This is a genomic window from Williamsia muralis, from assembly GCF_051487485.1.
GTDB lineage: Bacteria > Actinomycetota > Actinomycetes > Mycobacteriales > Mycobacteriaceae > Williamsia > Williamsia muralis_B.
Genome location: NZ_JAHVCV010000002.1, coordinates 887,711 through 902,719, shown reverse-complemented (window position 1 = coordinate 902,719; position 15,009 = coordinate 887,711). Strand labels below are relative to the sequence as shown.

16 protein-coding genes are annotated in these 15,009 nt (G+C 64.2%); 13 read left to right on the top strand and 3 right to left on the bottom strand.

Annotated elements, in window-relative coordinates; all coding sequences use genetic code 11:
• Positions 1 to 11: 11 nt before the first annotated feature.
• Together KXR83_RS07630 and KXR83_RS07625 are read right to left on the bottom strand one after the other, a co-directional pair.
• On the bottom strand, positions 12 to 560 hold the full coding sequence (locus tag KXR83_RS07630; RefSeq protein WP_437424303.1) for a molybdenum cofactor biosysynthesis protein: 549 nt from the start codon (positions 558 to 560) through the stop codon (positions 12 to 14).
• A 96-nt stretch (positions 561 to 656) separates the two neighbouring features.
• Positions 657 to 1,274, bottom strand: coding sequence for a TetR family transcriptional regulator (locus KXR83_RS07625; RefSeq protein ID WP_437424302.1), 618 nt, complete (start codon positions 1,272 to 1,274; stop codon positions 657 to 659).
• A gap of 112 nt (positions 1,275 to 1,386) precedes the next feature.
• On the opposite strand from KXR83_RS07625, the gene KXR83_RS07620 reads away from it, so the two are divergent.
• Positions 1,387 to 2,877, top strand: coding sequence for an MDR family MFS transporter (locus KXR83_RS07620; RefSeq protein ID WP_437424301.1), 1,491 nt, complete (start codon positions 1,387 to 1,389; stop codon positions 2,875 to 2,877).
• Positions 2,878 to 2,999: 122 nt separating this feature from the next.
• On the opposite strand, the gene KXR83_RS07615 is transcribed toward KXR83_RS07620, so the two are convergent.
• The gene (locus tag KXR83_RS07615) at positions 3,000 to 4,193 is read right to left on the bottom strand and encodes an alpha/beta fold hydrolase (protein WP_437424300.1); all 1,194 of its coding nucleotides are present in this window, start codon (positions 4,191 to 4,193) and stop codon (positions 3,000 to 3,002) included.
• 496 nt (positions 4,194 to 4,689) lie between these two features.
• Here KXR83_RS07615 and KXR83_RS07610 point away from each other — a divergent pair, with 496 nt between their 5' ends.
• The 12 genes from KXR83_RS07610 (at position 4,690) to KXR83_RS07555 (ending at position 14,960) form a co-directional block, all read left to right on the top strand.
• Positions 4,690 to 5,430: a class I SAM-dependent methyltransferase gene (locus KXR83_RS07610; protein ID WP_437424299.1), complete on the top strand. Its 741-nt coding sequence runs from the start codon at positions 4,690 to 4,692 to the stop codon at positions 5,428 to 5,430.
• Positions 5,427 to 6,521 carry a phosphotransferase gene (locus tag KXR83_RS07605; protein WP_437424298.1) on the top strand — a complete coding sequence of 365 codons (1,095 nt, stop codon included), beginning with the start codon at positions 5,427 to 5,429 and terminating at the stop codon, positions 6,519 to 6,521. Before KXR83_RS07610 ends, KXR83_RS07605 begins: the two co-directional genes overlap by 4 nt.
• A gap of 5 nt (positions 6,522 to 6,526) precedes the next feature.
• Complete coding sequence (locus KXR83_RS07600) at positions 6,527 to 7,528, top strand: T3SS effector HopA1 family protein (protein ID WP_437424470.1); 1,002 nt, start codon at positions 6,527 to 6,529, stop codon at positions 7,526 to 7,528.
• 97 nt (positions 7,529 to 7,625) lie between these two features.
• A complete protein-coding gene (locus KXR83_RS07595) occupies positions 7,626 to 7,829 on the top strand; it encodes a hypothetical protein (RefSeq protein WP_133248684.1) in 204 nt (67 codons plus the stop codon).
• An 80-nt stretch (positions 7,830 to 7,909) separates the two neighbouring features.
• Positions 7,910 to 8,116, top strand: a complete 207-nt coding sequence (locus KXR83_RS07590; RefSeq protein ID WP_023955406.1) for a hypothetical protein — start codon at positions 7,910 to 7,912, stop codon at positions 8,114 to 8,116.
• A 139-nt stretch (positions 8,117 to 8,255) separates the two neighbouring features.
• On the top strand, positions 8,256 to 9,482 hold the full coding sequence (locus tag KXR83_RS07585) for an insulinase family protein (RefSeq protein ID WP_437424297.1): 1,227 nt from the start codon (positions 8,256 to 8,258) through the stop codon (positions 9,480 to 9,482).
• Positions 9,479 to 10,609 carry an insulinase family protein gene (locus KXR83_RS07580; protein ID WP_437424296.1) on the top strand — a complete coding sequence of 377 codons (1,131 nt, stop codon included), beginning with the start codon at positions 9,479 to 9,481 and terminating at the stop codon, positions 10,607 to 10,609. The genes KXR83_RS07585 and KXR83_RS07580 overlap by 4 nt, the downstream gene beginning before the upstream one ends.
• Positions 10,606 to 11,631 (top strand): LLM class flavin-dependent oxidoreductase, encoded by a 1,026-nt coding sequence (locus KXR83_RS07575; RefSeq protein ID WP_437424295.1) that lies wholly within the window; start codon positions 10,606 to 10,608, stop codon positions 11,629 to 11,631. Before KXR83_RS07580 ends, KXR83_RS07575 begins: the two co-directional genes overlap by 4 nt.
• Positions 11,631 to 12,242 carry a flavoprotein gene (locus KXR83_RS07570; RefSeq protein WP_437424294.1) on the top strand — a complete coding sequence of 204 codons (612 nt, stop codon included), beginning with the start codon at positions 11,631 to 11,633 and terminating at the stop codon, positions 12,240 to 12,242. The genes KXR83_RS07575 and KXR83_RS07570 overlap by 1 nt, the downstream gene beginning before the upstream one ends.
• Before the next feature lie 26 nt (positions 12,243 to 12,268).
• The gene (locus KXR83_RS07565; protein ID WP_437424293.1) at positions 12,269 to 13,195 is read left to right on the top strand and encodes a hypothetical protein; all 927 of its coding nucleotides are present in this window, start codon (positions 12,269 to 12,271) and stop codon (positions 13,193 to 13,195) included.
• Positions 13,192 to 14,109: an ABC transporter ATP-binding protein gene (locus tag KXR83_RS07560; RefSeq protein WP_437424292.1), complete on the top strand. Its 918-nt coding sequence runs from the start codon at positions 13,192 to 13,194 to the stop codon at positions 14,107 to 14,109. The genes KXR83_RS07565 and KXR83_RS07560 overlap by 4 nt, the downstream gene beginning before the upstream one ends.
• Positions 14,106 to 14,960, top strand: a complete 855-nt coding sequence (locus KXR83_RS07555; protein ID WP_437424291.1) for an ABC transporter permease — start codon at positions 14,106 to 14,108, stop codon at positions 14,958 to 14,960. The genes KXR83_RS07560 and KXR83_RS07555 overlap by 4 nt, the downstream gene beginning before the upstream one ends.
• The last annotated feature ends 49 nt before the right edge of the window (positions 14,961 to 15,009 follow it).

Genomic DNA, 15,009 nt, shown 5'->3' with positions numbered 1-15,009 from the left:
TGGCCGCGCACTCAGATCGGTTGCGCCCGGCGCACCTGATCTGCGGCCCGCGACGGATCGAGTTCTGTGTTGCACCGGATGATCGCGGGGCCCGTGGTGAGAATGCCGGAGGTCAATGGCTGCGCGCGCAATCCGCCCCGGCCGATGAGCGCCTTTCTGGTGCCGTCGCCGGCCATCGAATCCATCCAGCTACAGGGATGTGCGGGTCGGCCGCCGCGGAACCGAACCGGGCCGTCGCCGGAGTCGATCTCGAACTCCTCAGCGCGCAGCGGGTCGAGTTCGAGTCCGCGCACCATCACGTTGCGCCGGGCTACGGCGGGATCGACACCACCAGCCGCTGCCTCCCACGCTTCGAGCGCCAGAAAGGTCACCGCTGCTTCGGTATGGGCACGGACGCCGAAGAAGCGGTCACCGCGAATTCCCTTGTCGGCCACGATCTCGACGGAGTGGGGAGTCTGAGTGGCAACGTGGGCCGCAGGTCCGTCTTTCGCTCGACCGAAGTACGCGTGGGCGGGCGAGACGAGAAACGACACCACGTCGAAGCGGTATTCGTAGAGCATGTCGACCACGGTGGCATATCGCGAACGGGTAGGTCAGGCGAGGCCGTGTCCGGAGTGCAACGGGGTTGGCGAACCGGGTGTGCGAACCGAGGACCGTCAGAGTCGGCGTAGACGAGCGCACACCTGACGGTAGATGGTCAGCAGGTCGGCGTCGGGCAGGCTCGGAGCACACGAGTTGACCCACTCGTCGAAGGCGCATTGCAAGGCCAGCTGCGCGATCTCGAGGATCATCCGGATGTGGGAACGCCGCCCGGGCGTCCCGTCGTCGTCGATCAGAGTGAGCAGGTGATGTGACGAGTCCGCGCACCGTCCCATGGCCGCCTTGCTCAACGACGGGTTGGCCGACACCAGCTTCTGAATGCGCAGGATCGTGGTCGCCAGCTCACCCTGCTCTTCGCGAATGCTCGCGATGACGCCCTCGAAGGCCCGCTCGACGTCCGCGAGTTCAAATCGGCTGGGTTCGGCGCCCGCGACGCAGGCTCGCAAGGCCTCGTCGAAGCCGTACATGTCGAACAGGACCGAGTCCTCTTTGGTGGCGAAGTACCGGAAGAAGGTCCGCGCCGACACACCCGCGGACGCCGCGATCTCGTCGACCGTGGTCAACTCGAAGCCCTGCTGCTCGAACAGGTCCAGCGCGGCCTGCTGAATCTGCAGGCGAGTCTCCGTGCGACGCCGCGTACGCAGATCGGGCGCGGCGAGCGGCTGGGCTGTCATGATGCGGAGCTTAGCTGTCAAATGGTTTTTCGTCACGCGCTGCCAATGTGGCAGTCACTGACACTTGATATATGCTGCACAGGTTGTGAAGGACCGAGTGGGGGATGAATCCATGACCGAGAACGTGGCAGTCGGCGCCGAGGCGTCACGCAAGGATGGCGGAAGTCCGTCGGGCAGTGTGCTGTTGATCAGCCTCCTGCTCGTGGCGACTTTCGTGGTGATCCTGAACGAAACGATCCTCAGCGTTGCACTACCGACCCTGATGGTGGACCTGGACATCAGTGCGCCCACGGCGCAGTGGTTGACCAGCGGCTTCTTGCTGACCATGGCGATCCTGATCCCGACCACCGGGTTCATCCTGCAGCGCTTCGCGCTCAGGTCCGTCTACATAGCGGCGATGGCCGCGTTCACCGTGGGAACCCTGGTCGCCGCGTTGGCGCCCGGTTTCGAGCTGTTGATGGTCGCCCGCGTCATCCAGGCCTCGGGCACGGCGCTCATGATCCCGCTGCTGATGACAACGATCCTGACCGTCGTACCCGAGCACTCCCGCGGGCGGGTGATGGGCCTGGTCACCATCGTGATCTCGGTGGCACCGGCGATCGGACCCACCGTGTCCGGTCTGATCCTCCAGTCGCTGAGCTGGCGAGCCATGTTCTGGATCGTCCTGCCGATCGCCATCGCGGTCACCATCATGGGCGGGATCTTCGTCCGCAATGTCACCGAACCGCGGGCCGCTCACCTCGACGTGATCTCTGTTCCGTTGTCCGCCCTCGGATTCGGTGGAATCGTCTACGGGCTGAGCAGCATCGGTGAGTCTGCGTCCGGTCACGCACCGGTGCCGCCGTGGCTGCCGCTGACCATCGGTGTGGTGTCGCTGGCACTGTTCGTCGCCCGCCAGCTCAAGCTTGTCCAGAAGGGCCGCGCGTTGCTCGATCTGCGCACCTTCGCGGTCGGGTCGTTCCGTCTGGCCGTGGGCTTGATGGGCGGCTTCATGTTGACGTTGTTCGGCGCCCTCATCCTGTTGCCGCTGTACCTGCAGAACGTGCTCGACAAAGATGTCCTGACAACCGGCTTGGTGCTATTGCCCGGCGGTCTGGTGATGGGTCTGCTCGGACCTCTGGTGGGTGGTCTCTACGACAAGTGGGGTGCCCGGCCACTGGTGCTCCCAGGCGCGATCGCGATGAGTGCGGGTACGTGGCTGCTGGCCACCCTCGACTCGGAATCGCAGCTGTACACCGTCATCATCGCCCACGTGATCCTGAGCGCGGGAATCGCTTTCGGTCTCACCCCGTTGATGACATCGGCGCTGGGATCGCTTCCGCCGGAGCTGTACTCGCACGGCAGCGCAACCGTGAGCACCGTTCAGCAGGTCGCCGGAGCCGCGGGTACCGCCTTGTTCATCACCTTGATGACGCGGGGGACGCAGTCGTCCTTCGACGACGGCAGCAATGCGGTCGTCGCGAACGCCGACGGTATCCACCTCGCGTTCCTCGTCGGCGGGATCATGTCGGTGGTCCTGGTCCTCGCGGCGACGATGGTCCGATCAGCGAAACGACCGGCGGCAACCGAAGCCGTCGAGCCGGAGCACGCTGTCGCCGAATAGCCCGGCCGGCAGCATCTGCACAGAACCTCCGACATCTGTCTCATCCTCCGGTTGCAACCGGAGGATGAAGCAGGAGTCGGAGGTTTTTGCGTGTGGGGTTCTTCTGCGCGTGGGGCACTGCCTCACGGTGAGCTGACTGCCCCCGCGACGTCCGTGTCCCGCGTGATCGTCACCGATGCGTCGGCACGCTCGTCCATCCGGTCAAGAAACGGTGCCACCTTGGTGTCGATGGCGGCGTTGTAGATCCCCGGCTGCTGCTTGGGATTCGCGTGTCCGGTCCCGGCCATCCGCACCACGAGAAGCTCGGCGTCGGTGCCGGCGATGTCGTCGAGCAACACCTGCTGGCTGTAGTCGACGTCGACCACCGGGTCGTCTGCGCCGAATGCCGGACGCATGAAGATGATCGCCGGGGGAGTGCGGTCGCCCGACTCGGTGGTGAGGGTCTGCAGATCATTCTGTGCACCCGAGGCGACAATTGCCTTGAATTGGGATTCGATCAACCCGTTGCTGGCCGTATCGTCGGACAACAACTTCTTGCGGAGCACTTCTTTCACCACGCCGGTGAGCTCCCCGGTATCCACCAGCGGATGCCCGTCGGACGGGCGGAAGAGGTATCGATCTCTGCGCGCGGCGGTCTCCACCACCAGGCGTAGAGCCCGGCTCTCGCGGGCACCCGGAACCCAGCCCATCCAGCGCAGCATGTCTTCGCCTGCGTCTCGGCTCTGCGCACGCACGGCGTGGAGGTCGATCGGTGTGCAGTCGAGTATCACGGCCCGGACTACGAGGTCCCCGTCCTCGTACAGGTGCTCGGCGACCTCCAGAGCGATGATGCCGCCCATGCTGTGGCCCGCGACGACAATCCTGCTGACGCCGGCCCGACGGGCGTGCTGAGTGACCAGCCGGCTGATGACTGCCGTGTCCAGACCGGCGTTGTCGTACTGCACCGCCCACACCTGACCGATGCCCGTGAATGCCGGGAGCGACCGCGCCGTGTCACTGGCGTCGACATTTCCCAGACCGACCAGGTCGACCACTGCGGTACCACTGTCGAGCGGGTGCTGAGCGTCGTGGATGTGATGGAGACGAGGGTGGGTCATCGCCAGACGTTGGCGCTCGGGCTGCACATCCAGCGCGTAATAGTGGGCACACAGAATCGACAGCGCGATGAGCAAGAGGCCCACACGCAGAGCCCCGCGACGAAGACGCCCGAACCGTCGCCAATTGCTGCCGAGCCGGGTCGATCGAAGGCGAGCCACGCGTCGAGCATCGCTCCAGTCGGTGACTGGATTAATGGAATGACGCTCGACATTAATCATTTGCAACCAGTCTACGTGGCCATGGCCGGAGTCCGGCCCGAGCGACGAGCCGGCGGTCTGGCTGCAGTCTCGGTCCGGCCAGCGGTTGTGGATGTCGGCGAAGCGCAGACACGCGCGCGGCAGGCGCCAGTGGAACCAGGATCGGGACGCCGATCAGCTCAAAAATTTGAATTACCAAGAAAGTGATTCGGTAATTCAATTCGAGATGAACCAACTCCACTCAATTGCGAAGAATACTTCGCATTTACGCGAAGTCATAAGAATATGTGGGACGCCGGTCCGGTTGCCACCACACGCGGTAACGCCTTCGTGGATGCAATGTGAACAACTCCTTAATAGGCCCGTGTGGGCGTTATCTACGTTGAAGCCCGGGTAGTTCATCAATAACGTGGATCGCGGCGAGAACGAATCAAGGCTTTGGTTGAACCGGCACTTCCGTCACGAGTGCACCGCAGAGTGCACCCGCCAACAATCGGTGTGAGAGAGGGTTTTTCGCATGTCTGGAGAAGATCTCTACCCCGCTCGGATAGCGCAGATCTACGATCTGCTGTACCCGGATTTTTTCAATGACACCGCAACATTCTGTGGGTTCGTCAGGGCGCGGGCCAAGGGCACTCGAGTTCTCGAATTCGGAGTGGGAACCGGCCGGATCGCAATGCCGTTGGTAGAAAACGGGTTTGAGGTGACCGGGCTCGATGTCTCCGGTGAAATGCTGGCGAAGCTGAAGGAAAAAGACGTCGAGGGGCGGGTCAAGGTGGTGGAGCAAGACTTCATCACCGAGCGGGTCGAAGGAACATTCGATGCAGTCCTGCTCATGATAAACACCCTGTTCGTGGCGAAGAATCTGGATGAGCAGGTCGCCGTATTCGCCAACGCTGCAGCCAATCTCACCGACGACGGGTTCTTTCTGGTGGAGACCTTCAATCCCAACCACTACCATGGTCTTCGCCAACCGGACGTGCAGATGCGCCAGCTCGACGCCTCCACCACCCAGCTGGAACAGTACGTGGCCGAGCCGAGCCGGCAGTTGCTCATAGCCCAGAACCTCGTCTTTCGGGATGGCGAACAGTTCAATTACACACACGTCCTCAGATACCTGTTCCCTTACGAGATGGACGCCGTCGCCCGCAACGCGGGTCTGACGTTGGCCGAGCGCTGGGCCGACTGGGGCAGTACACCTTTCGGCCCCGACAGCCCGCGCTGCCTGTCGCTGTACCGCAAAGACGTGCCGTCATGACAAAACCCGTGTTCCGGCGGCAAGAGAAGCAACTCATCTCCTCGATCGCGCACGTGATCCCGCAGTTGGGCCGAAATGTCGATGAGATCGTCGAGGTCAAACCCCTGCTCGGCCGCAACATCAGCGGCCAGATCACCTTCGAGGGCTCGCACACCGTGTTCATCAAACGCATGACCGGACTGGGCGCGGTGGACCGATACACCCGAAGCGTGTCGTTCCACGATGCGATCGACGTGTCGGACGCGCCCGCTCACACTGCGACGCCCACACTTCTCGCCCGCGACGACAACAGCCACACGGTGGTGTACGAGTTCATCGACGACGGGGTCAGTGCGGGTCAACTCCTCCGAGACGACAACATCGACTTCGCAACCCTCGAACGGGTCGGCCGATGCGTCGCGGGACTGCATTGCCTGCCGGTGCGCGATGCCTCGGTGACCGACCACACCACACCGTTCTTCCCGCCACACGGACCGAACGCCATCTCCACCCAGATGTACTACGGATCCACCATGGGCCAGCTCGACATGTGGCGAATAATCCAGTCTGATAAAGGTTTACGGGCAGCGCTCGACCAGCTCGCGACCACACCGACACCGAAGGTACCCATCCATGGAGACCTGCGCGGAGACCAGATCCTGCTGGCAGGCGAGACCAACTGGATCCTCGACTGGGAGGACTTCCGGCTCCAGGACGGTGCCCGCGACGTCGGCGCTCTGATGGGCGAGGTGTTCTACCACCGGATGCGAAAGAGCCTGGCCTCGTTCGCAGGTGGCGACGAAGAATCGGTCACCGACACCGAGATCATCGAGCGGGGAACGGCCGCATTGGCCGAGGCGACGCCGGGTGCCCGTGCGGTATGGGACGCGTACCGCGCGGTCCGGGCCGACGCGGCCGACCCGGAGTTCGTCGCGCGAAGTGTTCAGTACTTCGGCTGGCAACTGTTCGATCGGGCGCTTGCGGCCGGAACGTACTTCGGTCGGTTGTCTGCCCTCGATCGGGCGCTGGCGGGCATCGGCCGCGAGGCCATTCTCGGCGGCGGCGACTACGCCGAGGCGCTCGGCATGACCGAGGGGAGGGTCGCGGCGTGACCACGATGCAGCGACTCGAACAACTACGACACGAACAACCAGCCGGCGGCACCTCACACGTCGAACTCGATCGAGCGGTCCGGTGGTTGATCGCGCGGACAAGCGCGTTGACAGTTTCTGAATCCGGTTCCTGCGAAGTGACTTTCGACGGAACCGAACTCAGTGCCGAGTCCCCTGCCGAGCTGCAACGCGATCTCGGCGGGCATCTCTACCGCAACCTGCATGCCAGCATGTCCGCAGGCGCCGGTGACAGTGAGTTCATCCCTGCGCTTCTCGAAGATCCCGAACTCGAGTCGCGGTTGTACGAGGCAACGCCGGTCAAACATCGAGCTTCCACGTTGACCCTCGTGGAACGTGCACCCGGCGACTCCGGAGTTGTGTTGTCGATGAACGGTGTTCGGGTCTTCTTCGAATCGAACACCATCCTCTCAGAGGGCGAGCACACCGTTCTGGCCGCAGTGCCCTCGGTGGAGAGTCGACTGTCGTTGGGGTTCATGTTCTACACCTCCACGGCGGGTGCCGGGCACACGTCCCGTCTGCTCCGCCTGTACCGCCACCTCGGGGACGCCGAAGAAGCCATCGAGGTGTGGGGATCGTTCATCAGATGGATCGAAGAGCGACGCCTGCCGTTGCGCGTCAAGATCGTGTCGCGGCGCTCGGGGTTCCCGCGCAACGACGGCATGGTGGTGTACCTGCCGTCCGAGAGTTGGCATGCGGTCGACGAGATAGCGGACCATCTTCGCAGCGACCGCCCGCACGCCCCGGGCTCACTATTCTGCCGGCAGGTGAGCAACGGCGTATCGATGGCGTGGGAGCCTGCCGACATCTCGACCCCACGCGGAGGGACGAGCTTCGGAGAACACCGCAGCAACACCATTGCCAAAGCGATCGTGGCCGAGGGGCTGACCGCCGCACCTGATCTTGCCAAAGCTGTTCGGCGCCAGCTCATCACGGCCAACATTGACCCTGCCGCGGTGTACCGCAACCTCGATTCGCCGGCGCACTAGAAGAGTCGGCAACCCAAAGACTTGGCCATACGGCCAGGCGAGGGGCATCTGCCCCTCGACATCAGGAAATGACCGAACGAACGAAAGGAAGGACATCATGTCAGAGGCAGTTACGAAGTCCCTGGTGGCTGGATACCGCAGCTACGCGGCAGCACCGGAATTGACCGAGATGAGTGAAGCAGCTCCGTCCGCGACGCCCGGCATTCTGAGCTTCATCGGCACCTCGTCGACCGCGTGTGGAACCGCAGTGAGCGTCATCAGCTCCGGCGGTGTCGGAGCAACCATCACCTGGGGTTGCTGACCGCTCCACCACGCTCGACACGCCTGACCCTCTCGATCTGAGAATCCAAATATCAGACCATCCACTCTCGAAGGAGCATCATGACCAATTCCCAGTCACTCATCTCCGGCTACGCCAACTACGTCCGCAGCGAAGAGCTCGCACACGTCAACGCGGAATCGGCACCCGGCATCAGCCCGGTCTCGGCGTTCGTGTCGGCCTCCAGCCCCGAATGCGCTGCCTTCTCGGTCGGTGCCAGCGCCGGTGTTGTCACCAGCACCAGCATCACCGTCGGCGCAGGTTGCTGAGGTAGCACTCCAGGCCTGCCACGGAGACGCGCATTGCCGTCTCCGTGGTGGCGCCGGGTGATCGGGTTGCGTCGAACACAGTCCAGTCGAACACACGAAGGGACGGGCAGAAGCGTTGAACAGCAGTGGAGTCCAGACCATGCCGAGACATGACGTGTTCACGATGACCAGTCGGCGTCGGGGTCGGTGTCACATCACTGCGAGCCGGGTGCAGTCCGCGCGCACGATGGGACTGAGTGTGGTGATCCCGGCGGGGACCGCCCACGAGCGGCCCGGAGAGGCCGGCTTCGCCCATCTGAGTGAGCATCTGATGCATCAGTACGGACGAGATCAATTGGGCGAGAAAGTCGAAGACCAGATAGCCCGTGTCGGCGGCATCTCGAACGCGCAGACCTACCCGTTTCACACCGAATACAGCTTTGTCATCCCGGCACCCGCCGAAGCCGAGATCCCGGACTGGGTCGACCGGGCGATCGCCCGGGTTGCACCACCGCGCATCACCCCAGTCGACATCGAATGCGAGGGCCGAATCATCCGGCAGGAGGTGGCACGCCGTATGTCGACCTCGCCGACGGCGGGCTTTCCCTGGATCGACGCACTGGGCGTGTTGTCGACCGACTTCGGACTGCGCCACAACGGGTTCTCCGATCTTGCCGACATCGAGGCAGCCACGCCGGAGGCTATTGAGAATTTCCTGCGTTGCACGTACTCGTCAGCACCGGTGGCCGTGGGTGTTGCCGGGCCGTGGAGTCCCGACCTGGTGCTGGATCTCATCGGTTGCGAAGAGGGTGAACCGAAAAGAGCCGCGACGGACGCCTATACCGCGGCTTTCGACGACCTGATCGATGGTCCGCACCATCGGCAGAGTTCTGTTGCGACCCAGATTCCCATGTACTCGTCGATTCGCTACGTACCCGACGCGCACGGGGCCGCCCCGGAATCGGCACAAGCGCACTCCATGATCGCGGTCGAATGGGCCAACGCCATGTCGCCCGGAACGCACTGGCAAGCAGGACTGTTCGGCGCAACGATGGGGCCAGACCACCGTGTTCTCATCGGAAGTCGACCTCACAGCGCCGACATCGCGGTTCCGCAGTGGGCCGATGCGCCCTCGGATCGCCGCTCCGAGCTTTTTGTACACGCACAGCAGCGCGCGCTGGAAACCATCGACAAGGAACTGTCGAGCACGGCGACCCACGCCGCGATGCTGGCTCGAGACAGCGCATTCGGCGTACAGACGTTGGCACGCCGCTGCGCTGTCGCACACACCACACCTGAACAGATCGATCAGTACCTCCGGCATGCGCGCACGTGTGCGGCCGGGACACTGAGTTCGGCAGCGACGGTAGGGGTGGGTCGATCATGACGGGCCTGCTGACCGATGACGTACTGGTGCGGGGCAACACCGACCTGATGTACGTCTCGCTCGTGACAACACCGGCGGTGGGATGGAGTGCGCGGGCGCGTCTGGCACGTACCCTCACCGAGGGACTCCAGCGGGCCGGCATCGTCTCGGCTCGCGCCCACGCCGGCTCCGAAGGGATCTTTGTCACCGCGACGTGGCGATCGGATTCCAGCGCTGTCGACGACCTGGTGCCCAGACTTCAAAACTGGCGAAATATGTTTGCAGGCAACATAATTGCGCCCGCGTCGCCGCCGACCTCGCCGGCCGAACTGATCACCGCCCTGACCTTCGACACCGATGACGAGACCGACCCCACCGACGGCGAAATGGCGTCCGTCCTGACCACGCTCACCTTCGACGTGGTTGTCGGGGGCGGCGACTGCGAATCCGCGCTCCGCTCAGCCCGTGACCGAATCTGCGACGCGGTCAACACCGCAGTGGAGAACGGCGCAAAGCCGAAGCGGGAAACCGCGCGCCGAACACCTCGGCGACCGGACGTGCCGACACGGCGCTGGGCCCAGGTCCCGGTCAGGTCATCGTGGGTGCGGTGGTATCGGTTCATCGACCCACCGCCAGACCCCGACGAGCGACTCGCGCGGAGCCTGGTGAATGTGGCCTTCGGAGGCGTGTACGGCTCACACCTCGTCGACTGTGTTCGGCGACAGCGCGGTCTGAGCTACAGCCCCCAGTCCACGTTGTTGCAGCGCGACGGACGGCATCTGCTGGTCGTTGATGTACAGACCACCCCGGGTGATGAAAACGCTTGCGACGACGCCATCCGGACCGCTCTCGACCAGTTCGCGCATCGAGAGCTCACGCGGCACAGCATGGTGGACGCGGCGCGCTATCTGATCGGTCGCACAATCGTCGACCGTGATGCCTTGCAGTCGGCGGTGGACGAACGGGCGGCGATATACGAAGGTTCTCTGGATTCGGCGCTGGACACCACCGGGTCGCCAGAGGATCTGGTCGCTCGCGCCGGCGGCGACACACTGACGCGCACGGTCGAAACACTCTACGAGCCAGACGGGTTCGGTGCTGTGGTGCTCTCACCTGACCGCTCCAACGGAAAGTGGGTTGAATTGTGAACTCGAACATCGGAATCATGTATCCGGAGATGCCGGTTGCCATCGGTCCGGTGATGCCTTACGCGGAGGCGGCCCGCAGAGGCGGCCATCGTCTGTGGTTCGGGCACTCGTCCACAGTCGATTCCCATCTCACGATGGCTGCACTGGCCGGCCGAGGATACCCGCTCCAATTCGGCAGTGCCGTAGCGCTTTATCCGCTGTTCCAGCCTCACGGATTTGCTGTCCAATCCCAATCGGTGGGGCGGCTGACCGGTCAGACCTACGTCGCCGGGATCGGTCCCGGAAGTGCGCAGTTGCAGCAGAGCCTCTATGGCGCGCCGATGAAGGCACCGGTCAGTTCGGCGCGGAAGTTCCTCGACCAGGTGAAAGAGATCATTCCCGGGCCTCTGCAGACGGGTCCGGCCGACGGCCCGGAGCGAGTCGACAAGATGTTCGGCTCGGTCGAAACCGGGTTGGGTGTTCTTCGCCCGAGCATGGCCCGGTGTGCCGGGCGGGCCGCGGAATGGGCGATCACCTGGCTGACCCCAGCCGGGTACCTGGAGGATGTCCTGATCCCCGAGATGCGGGCGAGTGCAGCACAACACGACCGACCCGCACCTCGAGTCGCCGCTGTGGTCCACATGGCTATCCGCCGTCCGGGACGAGATCCGCAGAAGCTCGCGCATGCCGCGGTCGGAGCTCACCTGAGCGCGCCGCACTACACCGACATGCTCCGACAGGGCGGTGTCGCCGTCGATCAATCCGATCCGTGGGCGGGCGCCGGTGAACTGGTCTCATCCGGGACCTACCTGTACGGGTCTGCTGACGAACTCGTCGACTCGGTCGCCGACCTGCACCGGCGTGGCGTGCACGAGGTTGTCCTGAACGTCTTCGGTGTCGCCAAACTCCATGGAGCCGGCCAGGCGGTCGAGGATCTCGAGGAGATCCTGGCTGCGCTCCACGCCAAATCATCCGCGCGCCTGACGATCCCCGAGCACGCGATCCCACGGATGTCTGCCCGATCCACCGGGGTGGTTGCCTGATGGACGGCGCGGACCCACAGTCGTACCGCATCGACGGGCTCGCCGAACGCCGGATCGTGGTGATGGCGACGGGGGCGCTCGGCTCGGCCTTCCTGCACTCGTGGTTGGGATGGTTGCGCTCGACATCCCCGTCCACGCAGGTCCGGGTGGTCCTCACCCCAGCCGCCCTGCAGTTCGTCGGGCTGGGCACCATCCGAGGTTTTGGGTACGAACCGGTGATCGACAGCTGGCAGGACAACGAGCACCGGCCGATTCACGTGGATCTCACACAGTGGGCGCAGGGGTATCTCGTTCACCCGGCCACCATGAACTTCGTGTCCAGACTCTCTGCCGGACTCTGTGATTCGCCGGCGATGTTGGCCATTCAGGGCAGTACCGCCCCGGTGGTGGTGGCCGCCTCGGCGCCACCGGGTTTCACCCAGACACCGGTATGGCGTCGGCACCGCCAAGCCCTGGAGGACCGTCCCAACGTCGAGTTGCTGGCACCGATGAAGGGCTTCAGCGTGAGCGATCCGGATCTGGAAGGCCTGCCGCCGGTGCTGTTTCCGATTGCGGCGCAGGCGTTGTCGTCGGCATTGGCCGACCAGACCCAGCTGGAGAGTTCGGAATGAACGGCACCGGGACGGACCCTGCTGACTTGAACACTGCCACCATGGTCTGGGAGTTCGACACCGCGGCCTGGTACCAGCGGCTCATGCACACCGGCTCGTCGTTCGCACTGACCCGCCGCTATCGGCAACAGTGTGTGGCCGGGCACCAATGGGGCCAGACCGTGCCCCTGTCAGTCGGACGTGCCGCGTTCGTTCGCGGGGTACGGGTGGATGACAGCGAGTTCCGGTTCGACCTGACAGTCGGCGACCAACTCGCCAACCAGCTGTGGCCTGTGGTGAGCCCGACGTTCCTGACCGACAACGGGTTGCAGACCATGGCCGACCTCGGGCGACTCGTGGCTCGCCTGCACGGCGGCGGTCCGCCTCCGCCCGCGGATCTCGGTAGTCCCCACGTGCGACGACTGCGTTCCTACCTGTCGGCCACCGATGCGGACGTGTCGGCAGTGCACACAGCGTTACCAGAGGGGACGCTGGGCGCGCTCCGGTCGATTGCCCAGACGATCACCGACGGACCGCACCTGATCTGCCATGGCGGTTTCAGCCTGGGGTCGGTGTTCACCGACGATGATCACAAGACCGTAGAGATGGTGACCGGGCCGGAGATGTGCAGTGGGCCCGCAGAACTCGATCTGGGCTGGATGATCGGTGAACTGACGGAGTTCGAATACACCGCGCAGAACTCTGGCCGGTCCCTCGGTGCCGCGCACTCGGCGCCGTTCGGACGAGCAGCGCAGGCTCTGCTCGACGGTTACTCGGCTGAATCCGGTCAAGACGTCGATCGACGACGCCTCGACGATGTGGTGGCTGCTCGCATCGCGCTCCACATGTTCGACTTCGTGCGCACCACCGGCCGAACGGACCACCTTGCGGGCCTGGCCCCTTTCGTGACGTGGTTGACCCGACGACAACACATGCGCGACAACACCGAACCCGACGATGGGACACGATCATGACAAGCCAGACGTCCATGAACGTCCTCGATTCGAGTCGAACCGGATCGACGAGCGTTCGCGTAGACGGACTCACCATGCGTTATGGCACAACCGATGTGCTGAAAAACGTGGGATTCGAGATCCCTTCCGGCCAGAAGGTCGCTGTGCTCGGCCCCAACGGTGCCGGGAAGAGCACGCTGATCGAGATCCTCGAGGGTCTGCGAAAACCGTCCGGGGGCAACGTATCCGTGCTGGGTCAACGCCCCGACGATGCGCCCGAACAGTGGCGGTCGCGCCTCGGCGTGGTGCTGCAGGCGTGGCGGGATCACGGGACATGGAAGATCGGTGACTTCCTGCGGTACATCAGTGCCGCCCATCGGGCAGCGGGGGTGGCGAATCTCTGGCCGGTGGACGAGTTGCTCGAAGCAGTCGAGCTGGGCGACCGCGCACATCAGCAGATTCGGTCCCTTTCGGGAGGCCAACGTCGTCGGGTCGACGTCGCCGCCGCACTGATCAGCCGTCCGGAACTACTCTTTCTCGACGAGCCGACAACAGGTTTCGATCCGGAGATCCGGCAGTCGTTCTACGAACTCGTCCGAAGCCTGGCGCACTCCACCACGATCATCTGGGCCACACACAACCTGTACGAAGCCGAAGAGATGTGCGAGCGCATCATCATCCTGAATCACGGTCGGGTGGTGGCCGACGGGAGTCCGACCGAACTACGCGCCACGCTGGCCTCGACCAGCACCGTGTCGTGGATGTCGGAGCAGGGTCCACGGCGTCGTGTGGTCGAGGACTCCGATTCGCTGGTGCGCGAACTGGTCACGGGCCCCGAGCGCGCCTGGAATCTCGAGGTCCAGCGCGGCACCCTCGAGCAGGTGTACCTGTCGATCGTGCGCGAGAACAACACAGCCGAGGAGGTCCGACCATGACAACAATCGCTTCGCGAGCGGGCGTCGGCAGTCTCGGTGTGGTGAAGTTCGGGGCGTTGCAGGCCAAGGTGGAACTGGTCATCCGCTTCACCCGGCCGAGCGCGCTGGGTCATCTGATCGTTCCGATCGCCCTGGTCCTGATCTTCACCAACGTGGACGTCAGCGATGTCCTGGGTGGGCAAGGCGCCGTCGGAATGCTCGCCGGGATCGCTGCCGCGTCGCTGTTCGTCGGCGGATTCGTCGGGATATGCGGGGAGCTGGTCTCCGAACAGGACGACGGAACCATGCTCAGGGTCCGGACGCTGCCCTACGGGCTCGCGGGACATCTGATCGGAAAGACGTTGAGTTTGTTGGTGACCGGGGTGGTGACCGCGTTGCTGATCCTCATCCCCGCCCACATCTTCGTCGCACCGATCCTGCCCGGAACGTTTGCGGGGTGGGTCGCGTTGGCCGGTGTCGCGGCGCTGACGTTGTTCGCGACCGTGCCCATCGGTGCCGTCGCCGGAAGCCTGGTGAAGTCGCCGCTGGCGATCTTCCCGATCTCGTTGGTGGCGTACGCCCTGATGTCGGTGTCGGGCATCTTCTTCTCCATCGAGGACCTCCCGGATTGGCTGACGGTTCCCATCAAATTCTTCCCGGTCTACTGGCTGGGATTGTTGTCACGGGTGACGCTGGTGCCCGGTACCACGTTCGACGGTGTCGGACAGGTGGTGCTGGCGATCGGGGTACCCGTGGCATGGGCGGTGCTGGGGCTTGTCCTGGCGCCGCGGGCGTTGCGGGTGATGACCCGCCGCCAGTCAGGTGCTCGCCTGGAAGCCCTCGCGCAGCGTCGTGCCGCGCGGGGCTATTGACCTCCGGGCACCCGTTGTAGTTCTGGCGTGCAAATCGCATGTCGGGGAA